Below are 26,076 nucleotides of genomic sequence, written 5' to 3'. Positions count from 1 at the left end.
GCTTTTACAATTCGATAAAAATATTAAAAAGTCCTATTTGTAAAATCAAAATCTCCAACTATCTTATTCATTCATAGAACTAGAAAAAGTTTTTTAGTGAGCTATTTGTTTCGATCGCAACATAAAAAGCCAACTGATCCACAGCTGGCCCTTATTCTTCTTATAAAATTAAAGAATCCCATTATTTTAAATAATCTATTGTTAAAAATGAGATCTATATTTCTTTATTTCGAAATCATATGGAAATAGATGAATCTCGTATAGTCAAGTATTACATAATTGGTAGCTGCTACTCAACTACATCATTGATCGATTCTTCCCACTCATCAATAGATAGTTTCGCATGGCTATTTTTCAACTTTTCTGGAACTTCTACTGTACACATCAATTCAAGACTATTCCCGTCAGGATCTTGAAAATAGACTGACCCATGCCCTGACCAAGGTCGAATAAAGGGGGCTGCTGTTCTGTCCTTACTGAAGGGGACAGGTGCGATTCCTATAGAATTCAACCATTTCACCAAATTTTTCAAGACTTCATACGAAACTCTAAATGCCACATGCCGAAGTGATGGATGGTATGACGTATCGACTTCTTTGCCTTCCCATAAACCCAATTGACTTTTTTTATCTTCTATCCAAAAGAAGGCTGTATCCTCATCTCTCCAGGAAAATTTCAAACATGTCTCTTATAAAATTCAATGGATCGGTTTAAATTTCGAACAGGTAAATGCACTTCAAAAATACCTTCAATCAATTTTCCCGCCTCCCCAATAATTGCATTTGATAAAATTATATCAATTATTATTTGGAAACTATTCACTATTTTAGGGTGAAGTTCTTTTTGTTCTCTCTGATTATGACCGATTCCATTACACAAAAGGCAAATGTGTTACATTAGTGGTTCTTGGGGCTATTTGTCCTCTTTGATAAGCTGTTGAACTTAAATCAGCATAGTGGATCGTTGCAGGCAATCTCATTTTGTTCAAAGCATGAATATGCATAAAAGATAAACGGTAAATATCTTCAATTATTTGTTGGAATGCTAATGTATCGGTTTGATGAACTATTTTAATAGGTTGTGCCATACCAATATTTCTTCGTGGATCAGTTGCACATAAAAAGGCTTCATTGTCTCGAATATAGTAAACGCCTTGCTTTGTTTCGTATTGATCTGTTTTCTTGTTATAAAATGCCATTCGCCGATTAGGTTTTTTGATTACTTCGACGATGTCATAAGTGATACCTCGGTCTTTAAAAATTTGTGCTACCAATACTGAATCCTCTCTCCATCTTCCATCACGATGAATCGTTACATGCCGAGGTAACTTACCAAATTGTTCTTTATAAGTAAATATTACATCTTGTATTATTTCCTCTAATTTTTCTGTATCTATTTTTTCTCCAGCCAATACACCATTAATAGCTGACTGTTTTAATAAATAGCCATTGCTGCCTATGACATTCATAATCCCTGCTGTACTTTTTCCATCTTCATGGCTAACGTCAAGACCAATAAAACAATCAGAATGTGTTCTTTCTGCTAATATCCAAGGTTGCATTCCACTTTTCACATAGATGCCAAGCAAAATATTAAATATTGTATATGACAAATTATCATACTTTACAATATTTGCAACTTGTTGGCACAACTTTTCATCGTTCAGATCAAATTCTTCTAATTTTCTGATTTTCAACAATTGCTGGAATGATTTTAAACTCTTTTCTGTTATTACTTGCGACGAAATATCCCATTTTCCTCCAAATTGTCTTTTAAATGCATCATACACTTTTACAGGTAATTTCGTTAAATGCTCATCTGTAATAACGGCTAGTACAGTTGTATTTGTAAATATAGATTCTAATTCACGAATCTCCCAAGAAAATTGTTGAAAAAATTCTTCCGTAAATTTTCCTTTAATAGAGCTAGTCGCATAGTTAATTTCTATCACTACCCCATGCTGCTCTGCAATCTGTTGAAGGACTTTAATAAATCGATAGACTAGCTTTTTAGAAATGCCTAATGAGGTTTCCATTGTCTCATCCATAAAAATAGAAAGCTTTACGCTACCACCTTTATATAACTTACCATTTTTCAAGCCATGTAAAGGTTTAACATATTTTTGATCCATTAAAATTTTAGGATCAGTTAATTGCACTAATTGGTAATTGTTGAGTTCAATAAGAAACGGATTGTGTTCAAATTTTAAGTATGGATAAACATTCAATAAGTCTTTTGCTTGTCGCAATTGTTTCTTCATTCGATCATTGGGATTCATTTTTAAAATATCCATTACTTTTTTGGTTTCAAATGGTTGCATCGTTTCAAAAGAACACATTGGTTTTAAAATAGTCGCTGCATAACTAAGACTATCACCACCATTGATAGGTTTCGCATAAATAACTTTTACATTTTCATGCAATGTATCAACGATCTTCATATTTCCTTTATCTAAATAGTATTGATATATCGATTTTTTTAATTTTTGACACGTCTCCATAACTGAGTAGGGGGCAACTTGCTCAACTTCATATGTATAGTTATTCCGCACATCACTATGAACTACTTTCAGTCCAGGATTTATGATTTCCCCCCTTTCAATCATTTGTTGCAATGTATAGTTATACTCAAATTTATGTGTTAGATGAAATCCTATATGAATATGATTTTTCAATATGTTCACATGAAAAGCCAGTGCTGGATATATTAATACATTTCCTGCTTTCTTAGGTTTCCACTCTTGCAAATCATTTCCTACCCGTTTTAACTTGAGTCGCTTTTGCCCAATAGATAGTAAGCTTTCCTTAATAATTCTTTCTAATAAAGATCTCTCAAAAGAATTCTCACAATCAATTGTATCCACTCGATATGATAGTGGTTCAAAACCAGCATAGTCGTTTACTGGTTCCAATGTTGCAATTGTACTTTGATTATAAGCGATAGGCATGTACCCATTCGCACGTTTCCATGCACTACAAATTTTGTACACTCCCTCGTATTTCTTTGTTGGATCTTCCACTGGAAACTCATAAATATGTAAAGATATCTCATTAGCCAATTGTGCTGCCGTTGCTTCTGTAATATATGCTTCCATTTGAACACTCCTCGTATATTCGTAATAAAAACTTCTAATAATACAATTATACGTAAATAAATATCATTAGTTCCAATTTTAGATAAAAATTTCAAATAGATTTTTATGATTATAATAGAGATTAAAAATGGAAACATTCTGTATTTGCCAAATAAAACGAATTCTTCTGGAAAGTCAAGCAATCTTTATAAATACCTTTCCGTGTAATCTATTGATGAGACTTATTAAAACTGAAAAGTTTTCTCTTGTCATCGAAATTTTTCCTAATATATTGGTCAAGATAATCAAATCCGCTTTATAGAGTAATAATGTTTCTTCAACATACATTTCTCAAATTTTTTTCGTTTAATTTCTTCAATATATATCTTAAACTCCTCAGAAAAGTTGCATCATTTTTCCCCCTTTATCATTCCTGCAAGTAATTTTTTCAATTAAAGACTCATCCTTTTCTTGATCTCGATAAGATTTTGGCTCTATGTATAGCGTACTTTGTTTATTTCAAATTAAATCCTTTGTTTTTATACTTTTAAAATGTGGGGTACTGGAATCTGGCTTTATCTCTGGTTCATTAACTTTAATATTTAAAGGCATCGGGAAATTTACTCCCGTTAAAATTGCTTCACCTTCTCCTAACATTGGAAGAAACGAGAGAATTTCTGAATTTGCAGTTGAACAAGCTTGTCTTATTGCTTCTTTGTCATTATAGTTTATTAATCTATGAACTAAAAAAGTACCCATTTGACTTAGTGTTCCTACTGGAATATCTCTAGGCATCTGCGTTGCTATACACAAGAACAGCCCATATTTTCTGCTTTCTTTTGCAATCTGTTCAAATGCTGATAAATTATTTGACTCAAAATATTGATCTACAACTTTTTGATTAAGGAATTGATGCGCTTCATCTATAAATAAAACAACAGGATTATCTTTCAAACATTTGTTTCTCGCCTTTTGTAGAAGAAATTTTCCAATTGCATTGGCTATTATTTCTCTTGCTTGAAATTCATAGCCCAAATTTTCAAATCCTATTCTCAAGACCATATTTTCTGTTTGGTTATCTGAAATAAACTTATTAATAATATCAGTAAGGCTTTCACTATCTTGATCTCCTTTGAAATCAAACACTGAATTGAAAACATTTGTTTTTAGCAGATTTCCGATCCTTGAAATTAAGCTCATACAATTTCCTAAATCTTGTTCATTTGCCCCTCCGAAACATAGATTATTACCTCTGATTGTTGGCCATATGCATTCATTTACAATTTGTTTTTCTAATTTTTCTATATCAAACGACAATGATGAGCTGTTAATTTGATCATAGTTTATATAAACAAATCTCTCATAATTTTTAATATTTTGACCTTCCTTTATTAAATAGCCTTTTTCATCTAGAAAATCTTTAATAAATTCCTTGCTATTAGCTGAATTTTTATATAATTCTACACATTTTAAAGATCTTATAGCTTCAAGTAATTTTGGAGCTTGCGTTCTTTCAGCTGGTTTTACTAAAAAGAACAAATCTTCTATTGTCAATTCTTTGTAAGAGAAGAAGCAATCTTCACCTAAAATAACTGATTCTATCTTAGTATTGTTCTTAAATGTCGAATATTCACCTGTAGGATCTATTAAAATTGCTTTTGTATTATTTTTGATCATACCCTCTAATAACTTAGATATAGACCAGCTCTTTCCACCACCTGTTGTACCCACAACAGCACAATGTCGACTAAAAATAGCTTGCTGATTTACATTTACTTTGGTCTCTTTATTCGATATCAAACTTCCTAGATTAATCAATAACTGATTCTCTGAGTTATTATTTTTACTTCCAAATTGCAAGACGTATTTTTGAATAAATGAATCGGGACAAATAAATACTTTCGAACCTATATTAGGAGATGAACTTAAAGAATGCGACACTTCATCACTGTTATAATAATCAAAAGATAACAATATTTCTACTTTAGCTGTTGGATGAAAATCAGAACTTTGAAACGCCTTTTCACTTAAAGATAATCTTTCTTTTTCTGGAAGATCAAGTTCGGAAATTTTTCCTATAAACCCTTTATCTTCTCCTTCAATTGTTACAAAAGAACCTATAAACCCTCCACTAAACTCCTCACCTGAAAATATTGTTTTATTTAATAAAATTGATGATGGAAAGTGAACCTTAATATATTGTGCACTTACGTGATTAACATATCCTAAAAAATGTCTATTATTAAATGGATTATTAATCAATATTTTTGCCTCCTTCATTTTCATAAATATAAATTTCAGATTGAGGATAATTAGCGACAAAATCATCAAACTTTTCAGAAATTAAATAAACATTCCCATCTCGAAAAGACCTTTCACGAAATTCTTCATAATTTTCATTCACCGTTGCATCAGGAGAAACAATTAATAAAGTGATACTTGGATTAATCATCAATGCTTCTTCGACCATCGTTTTTATATGTACATCACCAAAACTAAAACCTATCGTTATTAATAAAGTGTTTTTACTTCTTGTTTCTTGTTGAAATCTGGACATCATTTCAAAAAAAGGTTGTTGATAAGATGATTCATATTTAGTACTACTTGGATAAATCATCAAGGGAGCAGTTACATTATCAGTTTTATAAATTCTCCCATCATTTTCTTCCCAATCTAATGACCCATGTGGCTTATACAAATGAAAAACATTTGGTGAAAAATTCTCTTCCGATAATATATGATGACTTGACCGATAAACTATATCATAATCATAATTTACACCATTAAATTGACGCGGAGTTGTAAAGGAAAATCCATCAATGACAACATAACCACCTTGAGAAGCCGCTTGTTCAAATAAAGTATCATAATTTAAAGTAAAAATTTTCGTTCTAGAATATTTTACTTTTCGAGAAGTCAATTTTCTTAAAAAGTTGTGATGTGGTGCATCCCTTGTAATGGAAATTGTACAGTTTCTCTTAATAATTTCTTTTATTTTATCTATCATTCCACTAACTTCATTATCATTTGTAAATAATTTTTGATACAACATTGCCTGTGAAAGAAGAGCCTCTAAATCTGTATAATCTTCTTGAATTTCAGAAAAATTTATTCTAATTGCAAATTCCTCTAATGATGAGTATTGAATATTTTTGATTATTTCTTTCCAAAGCCCTTTCATTGACTTTCCTTTATTTGATTTTCCAATACCAATTGAACTTCCTGCACCAGTTAATACAACAATATTTTCATACTGTCGTTTAATAACTGAAGAATATTCCTGTCGCATTAAGCGATAAGCATATTCTTTAGTGGTTTCATTTTGATACAATTCATCTGATTGCTTTATACCATTCACTTGAACTTCATCTTCTGAAAAACTGATTGTTTTGAGACTGGAAAAAAATATCTTTTCTTGTTCCAATTTCTATCATCCTTTTTATTATTCCGATGTTTTCTTAATCTTATCATATTGTTTGAATATTTTTAACCATATCAATACCTAAATATTATGTATTCAGTAAAATGTTATAATATTTTATAACTAATTTTTACTAAAGTACCAATTTCATAATATAAGAAAGCGCACACGACATAAGAGTCAATCGTGTGTGCTTAAGTAATAGTTATTAGTAAATATTTCTTTTACTAGTTTCTTTCTTGAATATAACTCCGGTATTGATAGCCTTAAAGTGTTTTTCCCCACATTTAATCTTCGCTAATTCTACAGGTCTTAGATCACCTGTGGATGTACTACCTTTTGTTTCTACGATAAAGTATAGTTTTTCTTCGCCAAATTTCTCTAGTAAAATGGCCCAGTCTGGATTGTATGGTCCGAGAGGGGTTTTAACTTTGAACCAAGATGGTAATTTGATATAGAATTTTACATTCTCATCCTGCTCACATTCTTTAGCAAAGTCCAATTCTACTTTTGAGTCATAAATAATGTGATCGTATGGTGAACGATTATCTTTCACTTCTATTGTATTTTCTTTATAACTATTTAATTCATCAGTTACAAATAGCTTTTGATCATAAAATTCACTATTTGCCATCTTTTCGTATTTGATGCCGGCTACCATTGTTCTTTTCTTAGCTACATTAATAATTCTAGCCGTTTCCATCATGTACATTTGCGGATTACGTTTAAAATCTCTTAATGTTTCGCTCTTTTTTAAAATAGCAATCAACGTTTTTCTTGTTAACTTTGTTTCATTTTGTAAGTAAGATAGTATATCTGGTACTTCTTCATATTCTTCTTCTGACTCTTCAAAACCTGTTATTCTTTCATTTGCTACACTGATTCCAGATTTGTCATTTGTTAAATTAGCTTTTAGATATTCTAATTTGGCAATACGAACTTCTAATTCATCTGACAGTTCTTCTACAACATTCTTAACAAATTTTTGTGAGTCAAAATTAATAGAATAATTAGTTCTATATTTAATGCGATCCCATAGTTCTAAAAATGGCCCTGATAAAGCTTCTTTTTTCAACTTAACTTTTACGCGGTCGTCATGATCCTTTATCTTCACTTTATTGCTATCAAATTTCTTTTCAATCATCGCTTTTACTTTTTCAGTCATATTCTCACTGATAGAAGATATGCTTTCAGGTATTTCAAAAGTGTCATCTTTTAATGATTTTGCTAGTGTTTCTGTTCCTTTATTTTTGTTATCAAGATATTTTTTATCTTTAAAGAATTGTATAAGTTCCTTTGATTTTTCATGTCCTAGTACTTCTTTAATACCTGTTTGTTCATCAATATTAATGATAATCGTGCTAAACTCTTGGTCATCAAATACCCCAAATTGCGCTCCTTCTTCTTCATATTCCTTTTGAAGTCCTTTTGCAAATTCGTTGTAGCTTTCATTTGCCATAACTGTTAGGGTATTCACGTCAAAGCCAGGCACACGATCACCATCTTGGTTTACTGCTATCCGTAAGCCACGTCCAATTTTTTGACGTTTTGTTATGGTATCCTTTGATTCGATTAACGTACAAATTTGAAAAACATTCGGATTATCCCAACCTTCTTTTAAAGCAGAGTGAGAGAAAATGAAACGTAATTTATTTGCTTTTTTGACATTACCTTTTTCTTCATCATAAAAGGTAAGTAAGTCTTCCTTATCTTTCATAATAATTTGATACGTACTTTCATCTGCCTGACTATCACCACTTGTGTTTTTTATCTTCCCTTTATTGTCTTGTGCAAAGTATCCATCATGAACTTCTTCTACAGGAACAGATTGATCACGTAAAGATTTGTATTTATCCTTTTTAATCAGTTTTTCATATTCTTGTTCAAAGATTTTTGCATATTCACCTTTTATCGGATTATTATTCGCATCATATTGGCGATAATTTGCTACATTATCTATAAAAAATAGACTTAGAACTTTGATACCTTTAGGATTTAAACGTAATTCTTTATCTAAATGTTCTTCAATTGTTTTACGAATTTGACCACGTTTGATTTGGCGATCATTTTCAATCTTCTCACTTAGACGAATAATAGAAGGTTGTCCCGAAAACTCAATATACTCATTTCCCGGTTCAGCAGATATATTTTGTACAAAACCTACTTTTTCGTAAGAAGAAATTCTCTTCGACTTAATGTACAAATCATCATCTTGTTTTAATTTAACTTCTTTTTTATCTATGTCGTTTTTTGATTTCACATACATTTCAACAATTGCTGTAATTGAATTTTTTTGAGCTTTTACGTTCAATAGTTTTAAATATGCTTCATTTCCGTCAACATCATTTTTTATACCTGCTACTTCAATCTGTTTCACCAACTCATTTTGATAAGCTTCAACTGGTCCTAATTTATACAATAGCGGATATTCTGTATTTTTGTGTGTTGCAGAATATCTAAACGTAACAGAAGGATTTAAAGCAGCTATTGCTTTTTTTGCATTTTCGGTATTATCAACACTTTGGGGTTCATCGATGATAACAATCGGATTTGTTTCAGCTATTAAGTCAATTGGTGCAATTCCATACAGTAAATCCATATCCGTACGATAAATGATATTCATGTTATCTTCATTCTTCTTCCCTTTTGAGAAAGCTTGAATATTAATAACCATAATTTCAATTTCTTCACTTTGTGCAAAATTACGGATTTCATTCAAATAACGACTATTGTATATAAAGTAATGGTAAATAATTCCATTCATTTGTGTTTTAAAATAAGCTTTTGTCATCTCTAATGTTTTCATGACTCCTTCTTTAATGGCCACAGAAGGGACAACAATAATAAACTTTGTAAAACCATATATACGATTTAACTCTAGTATGGATTTTAAATAGACAAATGTTTTACCAGTTCCAGTTTCCATTTCGATATTAAACTGGGGAAATGTTGAGGACAGTTTCTCTGAAATAGGAATACCATTATCAATTTGAATTTGTTGTACATTTTGTAACATTTTTGAATAATTATAGACAACTTTATTTCCTATTCCTTTGTCTCCAAAAAATTTTCCCTGTCTATCGCTGGAGGAAAGCGTAAGTTTATAATGGTGCAATTGCCAGAATTATTAGATGAAAATTCTGTGGGCTATAAAGACGGCTACCATACCATTTGTGATATCGGTGAAGAGCGTATCAGACGGGCAGGTGAAAAAATCAAGGCTAAGTTGGTGGAACAACAAGAAAAAGCTGGAATGTTAGATGAAAATATAGTGGATCCAGAATCAATGGATATTGGTTTTAAAGTATTAAAACTGGATAGATCGAACATTAGAGAATGGAATGCTGATTTTGATAATCTTGAAATAACATTAGATAACTATGCAGATGTTTTTGTTGAAGGGCGTTCTGAATTAGATGTTGTATATGAAATTATGTTAAAGAACGGATTGGAATTAATTTATCCAGTAAATATTTTCCAAGTTGATAGTAAAAATGTTTATGATATTGCATATGGAAATTTATTTATTTGTTTAGATAATCATATTGATTGTAATATAGCAAGAGCGATTATTCGTAAAAGAGATGAATACGGTATTGAAACAAGTACAGTTGTTCTTAAAGATACTGGCTTTAATGGACATGACTCCGAAAAATTAAATTGTTTTGAGTTGTTAAAAGACGCAGGATACCCGGAAGATAACTTACTAACAATTTAAGAGGGAGTGAGAAAAGTGAAAATCCAATTTAAAGATTTAACATATCAAGATGAAGTAATTAAATCGGTTATTCGAATATTTGAAGGACACCAAATTCGACAAACTACCTTTACGCTTTCCTCCATCTTCAGCATTTAATTGCATTGTAGCATGTGCGGTTGTTGCAGAGCCCGAGAAAAAATCCATTATAGTATCTTTTTTACTAACTGTAGTCATTATTAATGTTTTGATTAAATCTACTGATTTTGGAGATTGAAAAATTTTATGTTTTGTTTCAAAAAGTTGTGAAAAATTATTTTGCCCTTTTTCAGTATAAAATTCTTTTTCATTAAATATAGTCTTTAACATTTTTGTTGCGCCATGAGCATAACTTTTTCTATAAATTTTCCATTTTCCTTTAACTTTCTTAGCAACTAATAAATGTTTGTCTAATTTAGCCTTATTTTTATCCCATGTCCAACACCCTTCAAATCCATCTTCCCAATTAGGGAAAACACCAATAAAATGTGATACTTCTTCAATAGAAATTGCCCCAGTTAATGGATCAACGAAAATAGGATAGTAAAGATTTTTACGATTATGTTTTCCAAATTCTCGGTGTGTATTTCTAAGTTCCAACAATCTATATCTATTACCTAATTCGTCCTTTTGAGGATATTCATTTAATATTTGAGATGTATCTTTATCAATAGAAAAATATCCCTTTTCAAGAATTGATTTTGAATAAATTAATATATATTCATGATTTGTTGCAAAGTATTTATCTTGAGATCTTCCTTTTGGATTGCATAACGTGGTAATTTGAGCAATAAAATTTATTTCACCAAAAATCTCATCACACATTTTCTTTAAGTTATTTACTTCATTTTCATCAATCGAAATAAAAATTACACCTAAATCATCAAGTAAATTTCTAGCTAACTTTAATCGAGGATACATCATATTTAACCAATCTGTATGGAATCGTCCATTATTTTCTGTATTTGTTGACAATCTATTTCTTTCTCTATCCACTTGTCCAGTTTGTTCCAAGTAAATATCAATACTTTTCTTAAAATCATCCTTATAAACAAAGTCATTGCCAGTATTGTATGGCGGATCAATATAAATCATTTTAATCTTGTTATTATAAGATTTTTGAAGAAGCTTTAATACTTCTAAATTATCTCCTTCAATATATAAGTTTTCTGTCATATCAAAGTTTTTACTTTTTTCTTTATCTGGTCGTAAAGTACCTTTTGATGGTTTTTGAGCACCTAAAATTGCTTTTTTCTTTCCGTTCCACGTAAATGAATAGCGCTCGTTATTATCTTCAACTTCGTCGCCTAAAATGGTACGTAATAAGTCAAAGTCAATTTTTCCTTCTGTTAAAGCTTCCGGAAATAATTCTTTAAGCTTTTGGATATTTTGTCGAGTGATGTCTAGTGATTCTCCTGACATTTGTTTACTCATTTTCATTCTCCATTCTTAATAATTTTGCTTTTTTATCTTTTAATTTGTTTACTTCAACTTGTAGAGCAATTCTTTTATTCATTTGTTTTTCTTTTTTAGCCTGAGATACTAAGTTTTGAATTTCTTTATCTAATGTTTGAACTCGTTCTAGCAAGTGATTCTCTAAAGCAGTTTTTGATATTACTTGATATTGCTCTTTTAGCTGTAAGTCTACAATCCTTTTGATAAACATATAATAATAGCTTTTTAAATCAAACGTATCTATTTTACCAAAAGTCAATTGGGATAGATATTTCTCTATTGAAATATCAACATTTGGGAAATAGATTTTATATTTTACTAATGCCTTTATTAATTGGAGTAGATTGGTTTTATTTACCCTTAGCATTGGGAAACAATCCTCGAATTTCATATGTATTATTAGTCTATCATAACGTAAAAACTCCAATAAAGTTAATTGCAGCAATTATTTTGCATGATATTTTCTTATATTTATGGACTTTATTATTAATTATTCCAAGAATCATTAAAAGTATAGCTTACTCACAAACTTTTTACATATTACGTGACTATCCCAAACTTTCTATTCTTGAGGCAATATCAGAGAATAGAAGAAAAATGGACGGTTTTAAGTGTATTTGCTTGCAAATCCATTTAAACATTTGCTATTTTTGGTCATCATCGAGGTTTTCGATGCCTATTTCTTTCGCAATTTTTAAATATTCATCTGCGTGGAAGCTTTTGCGAGTTTCTTTTGCAGTTCTTCGATTCAATCGACTTCTTCTATCTCTACTCTCGAACAAGTACTTCCTACCTCATCCTTCAGCCAGCTATCTAGCTGATACTTGCTTAATGTACCAAATGGTATAGTTTGCTAGTTGTAGTTTTCCGCTTTTACAATAATTTGTTGGACTTCTTCTGCACTATAATCATTTTCAATTGCAGGTAGGATGATATTATTTACAAATGGTTTCACTTGAGATCTCGGAATACCTGCGTGTCCTAATATATTTCGAATATAACGTTGTATTGAACTCCCCTTAAAAATATACATATTTTGTTTTTTAAGAGCTTTCATGAAATTTTTTCTCCATAAATTATGTTCATATAATTCAATTGTCTTTCCAAAATCTGACCAAAAATTCCCCTTATATTGTTCTATTGCAAATGTCACAGTTGCTAATAACATTGTTTTAGGAGCTAGTGACCATACTTTTTCACAAATAGTTTTGCTGTACTCTTTATTTGCAGCAAAATAGTTTTTTAAAGTTACTATGACATCATTATATAAATAACTGTCCATTGTCACTTCACTAATAATCTTTACATCAACAAATTGTTGTTCTATCTTTTTTCAAATCCAATAGATTTTTCCATAAAACTTAATAAATTCACCCTCAAATTATCACATCCTCAAGTATAATTGATAATTAATAAGAAAATTCTAATATTATTTTAGCATACATTTCTACAAATTATGTATCTTCTTCATTTTACTGTTAATTATTTAAATTAGATCTTCAATATTTTATAATTTATTCAGTCAATCTATAATTCATCACAATAAATCAATGCTCAAAAATAGTACACTTTTAATCTCTATTTTTATTGCTATGCCAACTAAATATATTTATAAAGAAAGATTTCTTTGTTATTAATAAGCATATTAAACAAAGAAATCCTTTTCTTACACAATACGTTCTACATCAAACTGTTGCTCTAATCCGAAACGCCAAGATCCCTGCAATCACTAAGAAGATGAAGGCGACGATGAAGAATAGGCCATTTGCGAATAGGCCATAAATTGAGATTAGAATGAGTCCGATGCCGCCAATTTTGTTGAATTTCCATGCGATGAATCCTAAGAAGATGGCTAGTGCGGATAACCAGAAAACGGTTGCGCCGTCATTTGCCATTGCTTCTTCTCCGAATCCTGCTCCAAAAGCGGTTACTAGAAAGCCGCTTGCTAGCCCTGATAGTCCACCTAAAATGGCTAGTACTGCTACCCAAATTTTCATGTTTCTTTCTTCCCTTCTAATTGGTTAAAACTTTTATTTTAATTCTGAATTTTTGAGTTTGAACTTGATTTCGGCATTGTTTTTTAATGAGAAAGATGGTTCATAATATAATTCGTATTCAGTGGAGCTTGGGACATCGAAAGCAATTTTCCCTGTCATTGTTTTTCCTTTTTTGACTTCTCCGCTAAAAGTGTAGTCGAATCCAAAATATTCTTCATGCATATTGCCTTTTGCATCTGAAATGGTGAATTCTGTGTCATCTACAAAGCCATTATCCGAGCTATTATTTTTAGCACTTACTTCGATCTCCAAAACCTTTCCTTTTTCAGGTTCGGAATATTCGGCTGGCTTCACAAATTTTGCAGAAATTAATTGTATCTCCATACCATCAACAGAAACTGTATCGCCTATATGATAAAATGCCGGCGCTTTTTTCTGTTCCTTTTCAGTCTTTTTTTCACTGTGGTCCACTTATTTGACCTCAGCTTCACCGCAAGCAGCTAAAATACCCATTAATAACGCAGATACAACAACCAATTTTATGATTTTACTCATATACTTGCCTCCTAATGTTTGAAAAAATTTTTAAGGATAAATAGTACATATTTTATATTTATTTACATTAAAATAAAAAAGGAATCCGCACCTATTCACATTTCTAAAAATGAATCGTTTATTATTCATTTTGCTAGTATGCATTTTTCATCCCTTTTTTAATTATTTTCAGATCCCTCCATTACATGATGAGTATTTTTTAAATATGCACTCCATCCTTCTTTCATTATTTATCCTATCAAACGTTAGGGACAGATTATGTCCATCTTCTTGTTGTTATCAATTTTTTCTTACAAAATTTATATAGATTAGTAGCTTGTCTATAAAAACTAGTGGATTTTCTCATTCATAAAATTCTATTATTCCTCATACAAATCATGCATTTTTCTAATGGTTTGGGCTATCGTTTCTCGAAAATGTGCGGGTTCGAGTACTTCTATATATTCTGCTTGGCTTAATAACCACATCTTGATGCCTTCCCCGAAGACTTCTGCTGTAAAATAAACGCCTGTGACATCTTGTTGAATAATTTTTGCGGTTGGCAGTCTGTCTAATATGGCTTGTGGCGACCAGCCCGTATATCTGAATTTGATATGTAATAGTTCCCCACTGTACATGAATTGAACCCTTTTTTTGAATTCGCCTTCTTGAAAGCGATCGCTATAAGGGACTTTAAACTTTGTGGTCAGTATTGTAATATCCTCGATTCGATCAACACGATAAGTTTTTGGAAAATCGAGATCTTCATTTGCTTCATAAGCGATGAGATAAAAATAAAATTCTGAAAAAATGAGACCCACTGGTTTCAACATTTTTGTTTTGGCAAGATCTTCATTTTCCTTTTTATACGATACTTGAATGACATTTTTAGTATCAATCGATTTTCCTAACTCCCAAAGTGTTTCAAAGATCGATTTACTATTTTGCAGGCTTTCATATAAATATTTTTCATTGCTGATAATACTTTCAATTAGTTTTTTGTTTTCATTGACAGATAAATCGAGTAAGCGATCAATAATTTGATGCATTTCCTCCTTTGGAAAAGCTCTTGAATCCATTAAGATTTTAACGATTGCCAGCAGCTCCTGGGATGAAATATATTTGGGTTTTTGACGATTGATAAAATAGTATTTTTCTTTTCGATTAAAATCTAAATAACTTCCAGGATATTCAATCCCTAAGTACTCTCTTATATCATCAATATCTCGTTGAATCGTTTTTTCACTTACATTAAATCGAGTGGCTTCATCTGACTTTCTAAAGAATTTTCCACTTTTCAATTTATCGAAAAGCGTTAGTAAGCGAATATTTTGTTTATTCATTTTCTCACTCATTCAATCACCTTTTATCCTATTTTTGTTATAGACCATACCGAATTTATTAGCATGTGATATTTTCCTAAATTTCTAGCATACTACCTCATATAGTTCCTAGTATCTATTCTAATATATGTAAATAATGATAGGTTCGTCAATGGGCTTTTGGAATTTTTTGTTTGTTCTATTTATTTACATTCATTGGAATCATGGGGTTGTTTTATAAAATGGAATTGGTCGAATCACCCATTCGTTGAATACTTGAAATAAAAATTGAATGAAGTGAGGACTTAAATTTTCTCATTCGTGGTTAAAATTCATTTGGGCGTGGATTGGCATAGGTTTTCCATGGATTGGACTGTTTTCTTCGTGGATTGACATCGTTTCTCCGTGGATAGAACTGTTTTTTTCGTGGATTGGCAGCATTTCTCTGTGGATAGAACTGTTTTTTGACGTGGATTGGCATAGATTCTCCATGGCTAGAATTATTTCTCTGTAGACTGGAAGGGGGGCTTTCATGGATTGGATTGCATTTCTCGTGGATTGGACAAATTTAGTTATTCATCTATTTCGAATGATCGCTATCTTTTAAAAAGTTGTCTGAGTGACTAACATCTAATCTTTAATAATCAATTTTTTCACTATCGTCTAACACCTACCCATTTTTTCTCAATAATATGGGGGTTCTTGCGATTTGTATGGAGAACATATAGTTCGCGAGATGGATTTCCACGATGAAGTTCCTGATAAGCTTTCATAGCATCTGGAGAATTAGAAAATTTCTTTAATGGCGTAACTTCTTTTAAAATTCGTTCACATTCCTCATTGGTATAAGCTTCTACAGCTTCAATCAACACCCATTGTTTTGGAAACGCTTGGCATACATCTTCCCATTTCATATGAGTCACCTCCAATGATCTTTATACATCTATACTATCATGTTTAGATTCATTTTTTATAGATTTGTATTGTTACTTTCCCAGCAATTTTTGGGTAACTTCAATTAGAGTTGCTTGCCGTAACGACAACTACAAATTTAATATAGTTCCATATAATACTTTAGAATGAGTAGTTGTTGGTAGGTATGCTGAAGTTCCTGTAGTATTTCAGCCAATTCGCTTGCTTTCTCTTTTGTCAATAAATCACTCTCTACGTGATCCATAATGAGCATTTAAGCGTTCTAAATCATGTACGCCAATATTTAAACAACAAAAAAGATAGAGCTTTGTGCCCTATCTATTTTTGTTATGCGACTAATAATTAGCTGAAAAAATTTTCAAACAGAAATGCCTTTGCTTATTTTAGCTAAAATCCGTCCTACCCACTTCAAAAATTAGGCTTATATATGCAGTAAAAATCTAAATGCAGCACTGATAATAATTTCTAAATAACCTACCCCATATAGACACTTTCACATGTGCCGGCGGCTGGCTCATAGAAACAATGATTTTTAAACTGGCCCGTAAAAGGTTGACCATACCATGTTGGCGGGCATGGCGCATATGGATTGAAGTACCAGAGAGCATATTTGGCTGGATGATCTCGCCAATAATCCAAAGTTTGTCTTGCTAATCTTTGTTCATTTGGCCTTGCCCTTTGATAAAATGAATTCCCCTTCTGGACCGCTTCAAACGAATAATTTCCACCTTGAATCTGAAAAATGACATCATCAATGGACCTTAAATCTTCAAAATCCAAACAATTTGCAACAAGGCGATTGACGATCACATTGCCAACGTACAACATTCCTTGATTTCCTTCCCCCTCTGCCTCTGCTCTCATCATCCTCGCGACTAAATCCACATCTGAATTTCTGTATTTGACTCTTGGCATCTATTCACCTCAAATCTATACTATGAAATAAAAACAAAATTGATGTCATTGTGAATGTAGAAGCGGTATACATAATATTTAAGTAACTTGATCAAGCGTATCAGATTTGCATTGGCATCAAAAAAGCAGTGGTATACACAATATTTAAGTGACACCCCTAGACTACATCCCGATTTCATTTAATATGCCTTAATAAAGAAATACATCTTGAAATGAACGCTTCAAGTATTCTTTCTTATGCATATTGAGAAGAAAATAATGGTTATGCTTATTTAGGATAGTAGAGATATTGGCGAAGACAAACATCTTTGTGTGTTAAAGTTTCACCTTTGAATCGAAGCCAAATTTCGTCATCTGCCATGACACCATGTGTTTTTTGAACAATCGCCCAACGATTATAGCTATTCAGACCAAGCGAAGCCAATAATTCATCTGCATTTGCCCGTGTAGGAGGAAATACGCGCCATTTTAACCAACGCTCCATTTCTTCAAGAGAAATATGTCCTTCCATATTCGGAGAAAACTGTTTATTAAAATCATGAATATAATTGATGACATAGGGTGAACCACCATCTTTTGGTTTCAGCTCTACATGAGCAATTACCTTATCCATCCACATCACATCAAACGTCATGTAATCAATCATTACGATCATCTCCATCTATAAAGTGAAACTCCATCAGTGGGGATTTTCTTCATCCCCCGCTGATGGTTAGCTAAACAATCGGACTTTTACGGGCAGTTGATCCCCCATCTATCTTCCTCGTTTCTCTCTATATCTTGAAATGGGGGGTCTTACTGCCCGTTAAAGCGGGATAAATAAGTGAGCAAAAGCCGGATTTCGCAATTGTACCAACAACACCTCTTTCGCCCTGCCAAAATCTATATCTGTTTCCTCTAACTGCTTTAATAATTTTGCTTTATCAATGAATGGTTCGCCTGTGTAAAGCCTTAATTGTTTGGAGAAAGAAGAGGTCAAAGGTTTTGCTTTTACTTGGCGAATTAAAACGCTAATAGGAGTCCCTATTTTGTAATCTTTTTCATCGGATAACAAACTTAGTCCATTATCAAAAATTGGAGCAAGTTGCCACGAGTGATGAATAGGATCATAAAGGAATAAAATATTATTCGTATGACGGTCTTCGTTTAAGATCAATGCATCGAATGCGAAAAGTCGCGCAATATCTTCCCGTACATTCATCCCGGTAAATTGCTCCACTTGACTCATCAATTGTTCAAACTTTCGTGCTGCACACTCCTGACTATTTAAAATAGCATCTGTTGATGTAAAGTTCACTTCAAATAAATGTTCTAATGTTACTTCTTGTAGTTTTCCTCGGAAGTCGTAAGAATAGCATCCTTGCTGTCTTGTTCCATCAGGTAATTCAATTTTACAAGGATAATATTTCACATAATTATTTGAAGATAGTGTAGAACATTGAAGAATGAGAGAGGCTAAAACTTCTGCTTGTCCTTCATATCCACGTGTATTCTGTTTAATCCATCGTTCTTCAAGTTGCCATTTTGATTGGTCGCCTTTACTCGACGTACTAATAATTTGAACAGCATTTGCTGGAATTTTGATAATTTCCATTGAAAACTCCTTTCTCTCATTTTATAAATTCTGTTGATTTGATTTTATCATAGCTAAATTATAGAAGAACACAAACAGCAAGCAAAACAACAAAATTATCCATTAAAGGATGCTGAAACACACTACATATTTTTACATGTTGATTATCTACCAGAAATGAAGTGTCGTTAAATATAAAGAGAGGCGAAAAAATGCTTTAGCTCAATTGATGGTCACAATTAACAATGTACATTTAAAAAATGCTGATTTACTATGTATTCAAATTTATATAATCTGTTAATGAAACACCCTGAAAATACGGCAATAGGTACCAATATTTAGGCTATTACAAAATCGCACTTTTACAAAAAGAGAGATGACTTTTTGCCTCTCTCTAAATAGAATTTTTTATTAAATTCTTTAGCGCCTCAAATTCGTCATTCGATAGTGTAATGCCCTTCCCCATTTTCTCCTTATTTGGCGCCCAATCTCGTAAATCGTATTTAGGCTCTTTGCCATTCCAGCTGATGACATTCAACTCTTTGGTCCATCCTTTTGCTGATTCGGAAAGGACTCCAATATGTTCGACTATTTCAAATTTGATATCTGCCATGCCTTCAACACCTCATCTATGAACAGCGGTTCGTATATTCCACTGTTCTTTTTCGAATTTAATCATTTTCAATCGTACCATATTCTTTTTGAATCGCTTATATCTAAGAAGATAAAGTTTTATCAGTCGAATCATTTTTATCCTTAGCATTTCTGTTATTCAATGGTTATTCGCCTATTAGTCAGTTTAATTCCATCATCTCTACTATTTTTTCGGTATGATAGGTACCCAAAGTTCATGTCCTGGTTTATGTTTGGGCGGATAATAGCATTCTATGCATGGCAGATCAGCAAGTTCGTATCCGGAAGTAGGCACCCATTCGGAATACAGTCTTTTCCACGCTTCAGGAATATTCGGGAAAACAGCCCATGTACTTTTAGGAATAATCAATGTTTCCAGATCCTCTGGAGATTCACCATCATAGCGAACACCCATGAAATAAGTAAAATGTTCATCTGTAATTGCTGCTTCTTTTCCACAAACCCCTAAAAGGCTTTCAAGCATACATTTAGGATTTTCCCATGACATGTCTATCAGTTTATCCATCAATCCATCTTTTCTAGCAGTACTCCAAAGCGTTGGGATCGTTTTAAAGGCTCTACTTGTTTTTACTGTTTTCCCTTTTCCAACAATTCTCAACTCAAAATCTACATTTTCAATCCTATATTCCATTTCTGTATCTCCTTTTATAGATATTTGAAAAGAGATCTTCGGAAAGGCTTTTAAAGACGTTCCCTTTTCACGGGCAGCAGTTGGTGTTAAACCATGTGTCTTTTTAAACGCTCTTGTAAAAGAATCAACAGAATCATATCCGTATTTCATCGCTATATCCGTAATACGGTGATTACTTTTTTGTATTTCAAATGCAGCCAGCGTTAAGCGTCTTCTTCTAATATATTCGGAAAGTGATATACCTATTATAGAAGAAAACATTCTTGAAAAATGATATTCCGAGCAGCAAGCGATTTGTGCTATTTTCTTATAATCCATTTTTTCTTCCAAGTGATCTTCAATATAATCTAACACCCTGTTCATTCTTTCCAGCCATTCCATCATTTTATCTCCTTCAACCTATACTATAAATAAAACAAGGACTATTCATCCGACTTTTCATGCCTAAAAAAATCGGATGCATCAACGATTAATAAGATGCCAGTCACCAATGCAATTTAAGTCTACCAAATGTATCATTTCTTCATCAAAATAATATTGATTTGTTACTTAAATTATTTAGGTAACTGGCATCTATAATTATACGCCCGCTGTTTCTTTTTACTTAAACTCATACGTACTTTTCAATAACTGAATTTATTTTCTCAGATACTGCTTTTAGCTATTTAGATGACTTGATCCCCACATTGACTAATTTTTTATCGACGATTTCATAATGGGCGGTCGCAACATTTTTTATAAAGGTCTGATCATGAGAGACAAACAAAATGGTTCCCTCATATCCCAGCATCATGCACTCTAAGGCTTGAATCGTGGGTACATCTAAAAAATTCGTTGGTTCATCTAATAGTAAAATATTGTAGCATCCTAAAAATAATTCACAAAGACGTAGACGAATAGCCTCTCCACCGCTCAAATCCCATGCATGTTTTTCAAGATCACTGCCTGTAAATTTCAATTCATATAGTACTGAATATAATAACGCTTCATCATACTCTGAACGATTTTTTACAAAATCAAAAACTGTTTCATTATTTTCAAATTGATAACTCATTTGGCGGAAGCAGCCGAATTTCACTTTTGGTGAGATGACTAAACCATCCGCACGACTTTCTATCGCATTCAATAGCGTCGTTTTTCCGCTCCCGTTCTTCCCAGTAATCGCAATACGCTCACCTAAGTTAAATTGAAAGCTCGTTTTTTCAAGTACATTGCCAAGTGACCAGTGATTTGCTAAAATCGGCACTTTGTTGTGCAATGCAAGCTGTTCTGTTTGGGTAGGGAATCGTATCGCTAATTTTTGTACAACAGCCTCAACATCCTCAAGTTGCTCAATACGGCGTTCCATAGCCCTAGCTGCTTTGTGCATATTTTTTTGCACAGTATCTTTCGATTTTCTAGCTGACAATCGATCTGGTGACATTCCTTTTGCTTTTGCCCTCGACTGAGTAACCTTTGCGGCCTTCTTTACCTTTTCCTGCACAGCCTTTTCAAGTCTCGTCTTTTCCTTCAGATATTGCTCATGTGCAAGCTGCTGTGACTCAAGTTCTCGTTGCTTTTGTACTTCATAATCACTATAATTTCCCTTGTAAATATGCACATGACCATCACATACCTCCCAGATCATCGTCACAAGCGCATCTAATAATGCACGATCATGACTAACAACAATGAGTGTACCGTAATAATACTGTAACTCCTCTTGAAGCCATTGAATCCCCTCCGCATCCAAATACGTTGTTGGTTCGTCCATTAAAAGTGACTCTTGATACGTATTAAATAGTTGTGCAATCTTGAGACGAGTCTGCTCACCACCACTTAATCCATCATGCTGTGGAACATGAAGACGACTTAACCATTCTTGCTCAACCGGCATCGCTTTCGGGGGTTCCTTTTGTCCTAAATATCCAAAGCGTACGGGTTTTGTAATATGACCAGCTGTTGGTTCAATAACACCTGCTAATAACTTCAATAAAGTGCTTTTCCCTGCCCCATTTTCTCCTACAATACCAATACGATCCATTTGGTGTATCGCCAAATGATCAATTGACAAAATAGTCTTTTCAAAATACGTTACATCTACATTTTCCAGTTTAAATTGTATATCCATCTAAGGATTCCTCCAATCGTTGCCCTATATCATGCGTTGGTCAAAGATGGATATCAAAAGAATAATAATAGTTGCACGCTCATCATCCTCCAAAAAAATACTTTGGAAGGCAATAAAAAAGCAGGTCGCATCCACAAAAATATAGAAGTTGCGTGCTTTGACAGCGACGAAAAAACGTCATCCATAAAAAGGCTACGCCTCGCTCAGCCCATCTTCGCAAGCACAACAAAAAAGCCTCCACATTTTGTGGGGTCGCTTTCTTATTGCGATACTAGCGTAGACGGATACTGTGCATGAACGTACCCTCCTCTCCTATAAATTACATTCAGTGTAGATAGTTTACTAAGAAAATGCAACTATTTCCTTTAGACGTCTTGATAGCTTTATACTCAGATCACATTCAAGTTTTTAAAAAGGCTAATTCTCGTTCTTCATCCACTATTCCTTCTCTTAAGTTAGAGGTTCTTCGATGAATATTTTTTGACCTCTGACTTTCCGATTATTGATGAAATTAAGCACCTATGAGTTTTGTCTGTCTTTCTCATATTCATCCAAAGCCCTTCCTATTTGTGCCATTTCTTTGCTTCCATTCGTAGCAAAACGTAGAAATTTGATACCATAAAGCTCTAAAATATGATCTTTCATTTGATCACGTTTATATTGGGAGGTACCCGGTTTGTGATAATGAAATCCATCTACTTCTATGGCAAGGACAGCTTTCTTGCTAATTCGATTATAAATTAAAAAATCTACATGGGTAGCCTTGTTCATAGCATAGTTATATTCATCTGCATTTAAACGACTTTTCGGATCTCTAATCAACATATGAAGAGGCTGATGACAAATAACGTTTAGGGACAGTTGAGGACGATTGTTCAACATATCCACGATTGTACCGTACATCAAATTCTCTGAATTATAAGCAGAGACACGGGAATGTTTTTTTAAAAAAGCAATTCTCTCAGCTGTATACTGTTGATAAAGAAGATCAAATATCGAATAGATTTTACTATCCATAACCTTAAAATTGTTATATTCTATATAGTCGATCAGATCGCCAATGTTGCTACCTGTTGGCTGAACATTCCCTGATACTACAAGGCAAAGCTTTTGTTTAGCACGAGAAACAGCCACATTCAGAAGGTAAGGATCATCGGAAAAATCTTTGACTTCATTATCCACAGTAGTTAGAATAATTGTGTTTTTTTCTCGTCCTTGGAACTTATGAACTGTATCAACTTCAATTTTATCATCTGTACTTAGCTGCTGAGCAAGTGCTTTCACCTGATTCCTATAAGGAGCGATTATTCCTATATCTTCTTGATTGTTATCATTTCTTAACTTCGGAAGGGCTTCTTGAATTGTCACATCAATCTGACGTTGGTTTGTGTGGTCTCTTTGATGATTGCCCTTGACCGTTTTAATCACAGTTAACGTGTCTTTTTCATCTTGATCTTCTGTCATGACGATGAGTTTATTGTCATAAAATTTCTGATTGCAAAAACCAATAATCTTAGGATGACAACGATAATGCTCTCGCAATAATTGTTGTGGCACATCTGTAAGAATACTGCATATAGATTTTAAAAAGCTATTTTCAGAAAAGGAATAACCTCGTGGCAAATTGTAGTTATTGAAAATATTATCACTCTGCTTTTTTAAATCATTTTTAACCACGTTAGGTAGCTGTTTGAGATCACCCACGACAACGGCATTTTTAGCACTAGACAAAGCCAAAGCACCAGTAGCTATATCCACTTGTGAAGCCTCATCCATAATAAGGTAATCATATGTCACTCTCTTTAGACAACTACGAGAAGAAAAGGTGGTACTGAGGATGATGGGATACTCTTTTACAACATCATCTGGGCATCTCCATAAATCTTCATCAGTAAAGATTATACGCTCAGATTTGTTCCCATATCTCTCAAACAATCTCGCCATTAGATAATCCATAGACCAACTTGTAAGCTCGTCCATTTTTCTTTTAACATTAGTATCATCAAGGGATTTTTCCAACATAGCTATTTCATTTTCTAATTCCAATCGTCTTGCTTGATAAAATAAATTTTGAAAAAGTGTAATAATGGTTGGTAAGTTATTTTTGTAAAATTTCCAATCTGAAATGCCATAGATAAAAGCACTTTTAATTTTGAACCAGAATGAAATAGCACGATTTTTTTCGGAAAACTGATCACATTCCTGCCAAAGTTGCATGAGTGTTTCTGATTTGAGGCTACGCTTGGGTCTTATATTAGAGCATACAAGACCGTTCTCATTGCAATACTGCTCGAAATACTTAATCTCCAAGAACAAAGAATTCAGCTCCAATCGTAATTGGGCAAGTCGTTTTTGATCATCAAATATTTTAGTGAGTTCTTCAATGTGATTTGTGATGTTTTCCTGCAATCTAGCCTGTTTTTCAGTACTCTTCTCCCAGCGAGATAAATTTGGATAACGACCTGTTTGTCCTTGAATAAACGCCCTCTTGTTAGCTGACTTTCCCAATTGTGCTACAAGAAAATCCATATTATACTTTGGGGAAGCTAGTTTTTCTAATATATTTTCTGTAGCAGAATTATTATTAGAAACGATCTGCATTGTTTTTCCGTCTACCAGTAGATTGGCAATGATATTTAGAATCGTCTGAGTCTTGCCCGTACCCGGAGGTCCTTGTATTACACTTATCTGATTGCATAGTGCATTTTTTACCGCTTCAAACTGGCTTTCATTTCCACCAAATGGAAAGATAAGATTGGACTTATTGTAAGTACGTACTTTATGCTTAATAGGATCCAAATAAATTGCCATAGCAGTATCAACGTCTACAAAATCAAGCTTTTCATATTGCTTTTGTAAAAGAGTTTCCCCATCTTCACTTTTGAGTTCATTAATTTTTGCCAGCTGGCGCAAATAATCCATACAATTTTGTGCCTGCTCCTCACTAAGACATGATCTTATAATTTTCAAATCACTCCTATCGTAAGTCCTTTCAATACCATTTGAAAAACGTATATGCCAGTATTCCTTCGTTCTACCGTGAAAAACATATATGTTCTGAATGTTAAAAAGCTCATGCTCATTGTGAATTATATGTATCGATTTAGGATTCAGTGGCTCCGGATCCTGTATACATTCGATAGACTGATAGTTATATGAATAAGTTTTATCGTTACAAAAGATCACATCATACCTCTTTGTCTCTGAATTATATTTACAACACTTTACTTTAGAAGTAATATTTTTTCCTTTTTCCAAAATCAAAAATCTGTTTGTATCCATATCATCAACTCCAAAATATATAAATAAACAATATATTACATTTATACCAATAAAATAATCAACGATATACTAGAATGTTATCATGCGTTATAGCAATTTTTAAAATAAGCGAAAATAATACCACCCCATGAATTGACTTGTATTACTTTACGCTTATACTAATTATAAATACTAATCAAAAATTTCTCAATTATTGGAAGGCTTATCAACAAAGCAAATAAATATATCTGCTTCTTTTGCTAAATCATAAACAGCCATTATTGTTTTCTCAAACTTTTAAGCCATTTTATTATCAAGAAAATGAACTAAACTTCTTCCTATCTTATCTAATATCAATTCATCATATTTGATCATATTAAATGTCTTCTTTATATTTAAACTTGATATTATAGTAAATTTATACCGTTTTTATTTAAAAATGGATTTTTATGAGAGGCCGA

19 protein-coding genes and 1 pseudogene are annotated in these 26,076 nt (G+C 32.6%); 1 reads left to right on the top strand and 19 read right to left on the bottom strand.

Annotation, left to right across the window (positions count from 1 at the left end; genetic code table 11):
- Positions 1-289 precede the first annotated feature (289 nt).
- The 5 genes and pseudogenes from FEU33_RS01030 to FEU33_RS01010 all read right to left on the bottom strand — a co-directional run bounded on the left by FEU33_RS01030 (position 290) and on the right by FEU33_RS01010 (position 9,510).
- Positions 290-756 (bottom strand): annotated as a pseudogene (locus tag FEU33_RS01030) (VOC family protein).
- A 115-nt stretch (positions 757-871) separates the two neighbouring features.
- Positions 872-3,094 (bottom strand): Piwi domain-containing protein, encoded by a 2,223-nt coding sequence (locus FEU33_RS01025; protein WP_146547607.1) that lies wholly within the window; start codon positions 3,092-3,094, stop codon positions 872-874.
- Positions 3,095-3,592: 498 nt separating this feature from the next.
- Positions 3,593-5,335, bottom strand: coding sequence for an ATP-binding protein (locus FEU33_RS01020; protein ID WP_244950948.1), 1,743 nt, complete (start codon positions 5,333-5,335; stop codon positions 3,593-3,595).
- Positions 5,328-6,497, bottom strand: a complete 1,170-nt coding sequence (locus FEU33_RS01015; RefSeq protein WP_146547606.1) for an SIR2 family protein — start codon at positions 6,495-6,497, stop codon at positions 5,328-5,330. Before FEU33_RS01015 ends, FEU33_RS01020 begins: the two co-directional genes overlap by 8 nt.
- Before the next feature lie 205 nt (positions 6,498-6,702).
- Entirely contained in the window at positions 6,703-9,510 is a 2,808-nt protein-coding gene (locus tag FEU33_RS01010) for a restriction endonuclease (protein ID WP_146547605.1), read from the bottom strand.
- Positions 9,511-9,600: 90 nt separating this feature from the next.
- On the opposite strand from FEU33_RS01010, the gene FEU33_RS01005 reads away from it, so the two are divergent.
- A complete protein-coding gene (locus FEU33_RS01005) occupies positions 9,601-10,212 on the top strand; it encodes a hypothetical protein (protein ID WP_146547604.1) in 612 nt (203 codons plus the stop codon).
- 36 nt (positions 10,213-10,248) lie between these two features.
- Here FEU33_RS01005 and FEU33_RS01000 read toward each other — a convergent pair whose 3' ends face one another.
- The 14 genes from FEU33_RS01000 to FEU33_RS00935 form a co-directional block, all read right to left on the bottom strand.
- Positions 10,249-11,664: a site-specific DNA-methyltransferase gene (locus FEU33_RS01000; protein ID WP_146547603.1), complete on the bottom strand. Its 1,416-nt coding sequence runs from the start codon at positions 11,662-11,664 to the stop codon at positions 10,249-10,251.
- Positions 11,657-12,052, bottom strand: a complete 396-nt coding sequence (locus FEU33_RS00995) for a DUF4391 domain-containing protein (protein WP_186731278.1) — start codon at positions 12,050-12,052, stop codon at positions 11,657-11,659. Before FEU33_RS00995 ends, FEU33_RS01000 begins: the two co-directional genes overlap by 8 nt.
- A gap of 486 nt (positions 12,053-12,538) precedes the next feature.
- Complete coding sequence (locus FEU33_RS00990) at positions 12,539-12,967, bottom strand: zinc-binding metallopeptidase family protein (protein ID WP_146547601.1); 429 nt, start codon at positions 12,965-12,967, stop codon at positions 12,539-12,541.
- Between the two features lie 403 nt (positions 12,968-13,370).
- Positions 13,371-13,682 carry a hypothetical protein gene (locus FEU33_RS00985; RefSeq protein ID WP_146547600.1) on the bottom strand — a complete coding sequence of 104 codons (312 nt, stop codon included), beginning with the start codon at positions 13,680-13,682 and terminating at the stop codon, positions 13,371-13,373.
- Between the two features lie 33 nt (positions 13,683-13,715).
- The gene (locus FEU33_RS00980; RefSeq protein ID WP_146547599.1) at positions 13,716-14,153 is read right to left on the bottom strand and encodes a DUF4352 domain-containing protein; all 438 of its coding nucleotides are present in this window, start codon (positions 14,151-14,153) and stop codon (positions 13,716-13,718) included.
- Positions 14,154-14,596: 443 nt separating this feature from the next.
- Positions 14,597-15,559, bottom strand: a complete 963-nt coding sequence (locus FEU33_RS00975) for a helix-turn-helix transcriptional regulator (protein WP_186731277.1) — start codon at positions 15,557-15,559, stop codon at positions 14,597-14,599.
- A gap of 635 nt (positions 15,560-16,194) precedes the next feature.
- Positions 16,195-16,452, bottom strand: a complete 258-nt coding sequence (locus tag FEU33_RS00970) for a hypothetical protein (RefSeq protein ID WP_146547597.1) — start codon at positions 16,450-16,452, stop codon at positions 16,195-16,197.
- 493 nt (positions 16,453-16,945) lie between these two features.
- Entirely contained in the window at positions 16,946-17,386 is a 441-nt protein-coding gene (locus FEU33_RS00965) for a cell wall hydrolase (RefSeq protein WP_146547596.1), read from the bottom strand.
- Positions 17,387-17,654: 268 nt separating this feature from the next.
- On the bottom strand, positions 17,655-18,032 hold the full coding sequence (locus FEU33_RS00960) for a hypothetical protein (RefSeq protein ID WP_146547595.1): 378 nt from the start codon (positions 18,030-18,032) through the stop codon (positions 17,655-17,657).
- A gap of 159 nt (positions 18,033-18,191) precedes the next feature.
- Entirely contained in the window at positions 18,192-18,980 is a 789-nt protein-coding gene (locus tag FEU33_RS00955) for a HipA domain-containing protein (protein ID WP_146547594.1), read from the bottom strand.
- 373 nt (positions 18,981-19,353) lie between these two features.
- Complete coding sequence (locus tag FEU33_RS00950) at positions 19,354-19,572, bottom strand: YdbC family protein (protein WP_146547593.1); 219 nt, start codon at positions 19,570-19,572, stop codon at positions 19,354-19,356.
- A 204-nt stretch (positions 19,573-19,776) separates the two neighbouring features.
- A complete protein-coding gene (locus FEU33_RS00945; protein WP_146547592.1) occupies positions 19,777-20,625 on the bottom strand; it encodes an AraC family transcriptional regulator in 849 nt (282 codons plus the stop codon).
- A 280-nt stretch (positions 20,626-20,905) separates the two neighbouring features.
- Entirely contained in the window at positions 20,906-22,354 is a 1,449-nt protein-coding gene (gene abc-f / locus FEU33_RS00940) for a ribosomal protection-like ABC-F family protein (protein WP_146547591.1), read from the bottom strand.
- A gap of 519 nt (positions 22,355-22,873) precedes the next feature.
- Positions 22,874-25,636, bottom strand: coding sequence for an AAA domain-containing protein (locus FEU33_RS00935; RefSeq protein ID WP_146547590.1), 2,763 nt, complete (start codon positions 25,634-25,636; stop codon positions 22,874-22,876).
- Positions 25,637-26,076: the final 440 nt, after the last annotated feature.

This window comes from Rummeliibacillus suwonensis, from assembly GCF_007896435.1.
GTDB classification, from domain to species: Bacteria; Bacillota; Bacilli; order Bacillales_A; family Planococcaceae; genus Rummeliibacillus; species Rummeliibacillus suwonensis.
Note: the sequence above shows the minus strand (reverse complement) of the source record. Positions and strands in the feature narration are given on the sequence as shown.

What these genes read in the sequence shown, in the direction of transcription:
- FEU33_RS01025 (WP_146547607.1), bottom strand. Translation starts at nt 3,094, where the DNA reads ATGGAAGCATATATTACAGAAGCAACGGCAGCACAATTGGCTAATGAG.
- FEU33_RS01010 (WP_146547605.1), bottom strand. Translation starts at nt 9,510, where the DNA reads ATGTTACAAAATGTACAACAAATTCAAATTGATAATGGTATTCCTATT.
- FEU33_RS01005 (WP_146547604.1), top strand. Translation starts at nt 9,601, where the DNA reads ATGGTGCAATTGCCAGAATTATTAGATGAAAATTCTGTGGGCTATAAA.
- FEU33_RS01000 (WP_146547603.1), bottom strand. Translation starts at nt 11,664, where the DNA reads ATGAGTAAACAAATGTCAGGAGAATCACTAGACATCACTCGACAAAAT.
- FEU33_RS00995 (WP_186731278.1), bottom strand. Translation starts at nt 12,052, where the DNA reads ATGCTAAGGGTAAATAAAACCAATCTACTCCAATTAATAAAGGCATTA.
- FEU33_RS00990 (WP_146547601.1), bottom strand. Translation starts at nt 12,967, where the DNA reads ATGGACAGTTATTTATATAATGATGTCATAGTAACTTTAAAAAACTAT.
- FEU33_RS00985 (WP_146547600.1), bottom strand. Translation starts at nt 13,682, where the DNA reads ATGAAAATTTGGGTAGCAGTACTAGCCATTTTAGGTGGACTATCAGGG.
- FEU33_RS00975 (WP_186731277.1), bottom strand. Translation starts at nt 15,559, where the DNA reads ATGAATAAACAAAATATTCGCTTACTAACGCTTTTCGATAAATTGAAA.
- FEU33_RS00970 (WP_146547597.1), bottom strand. Translation starts at nt 16,452, where the DNA reads ATGAAATGGGAAGATGTATGCCAAGCGTTTCCAAAACAATGGGTGTTG.
- FEU33_RS00965 (WP_146547596.1), bottom strand. Translation starts at nt 17,386, where the DNA reads ATGCCAAGAGTCAAATACAGAAATTCAGATGTGGATTTAGTCGCGAGG.
- FEU33_RS00960 (WP_146547595.1), bottom strand. Translation starts at nt 18,032, where the DNA reads ATGATTGATTACATGACGTTTGATGTGATGTGGATGGATAAGGTAATT.
- FEU33_RS00955 (WP_146547594.1), bottom strand. Translation starts at nt 18,980, where the DNA reads ATGGAAATTATCAAAATTCCAGCAAATGCTGTTCAAATTATTAGTACG.
- FEU33_RS00950 (WP_146547593.1), bottom strand. Translation starts at nt 19,572, where the DNA reads ATGGCAGATATCAAATTTGAAATAGTCGAACATATTGGAGTCCTTTCC.
- FEU33_RS00945 (WP_146547592.1), bottom strand. Translation starts at nt 20,625, where the DNA reads ATGGAATGGCTGGAAAGAATGAACAGGGTGTTAGATTATATTGAAGAT.
- abc-f (WP_146547591.1), bottom strand. Translation starts at nt 22,354, where the DNA reads ATGGATATACAATTTAAACTGGAAAATGTAGATGTAACGTATTTTGAA.
- FEU33_RS00935 (WP_146547590.1), bottom strand. Translation starts at nt 25,636, where the DNA reads ATGGATACAAACAGATTTTTGATTTTGGAAAAAGGAAAAAATATTACT.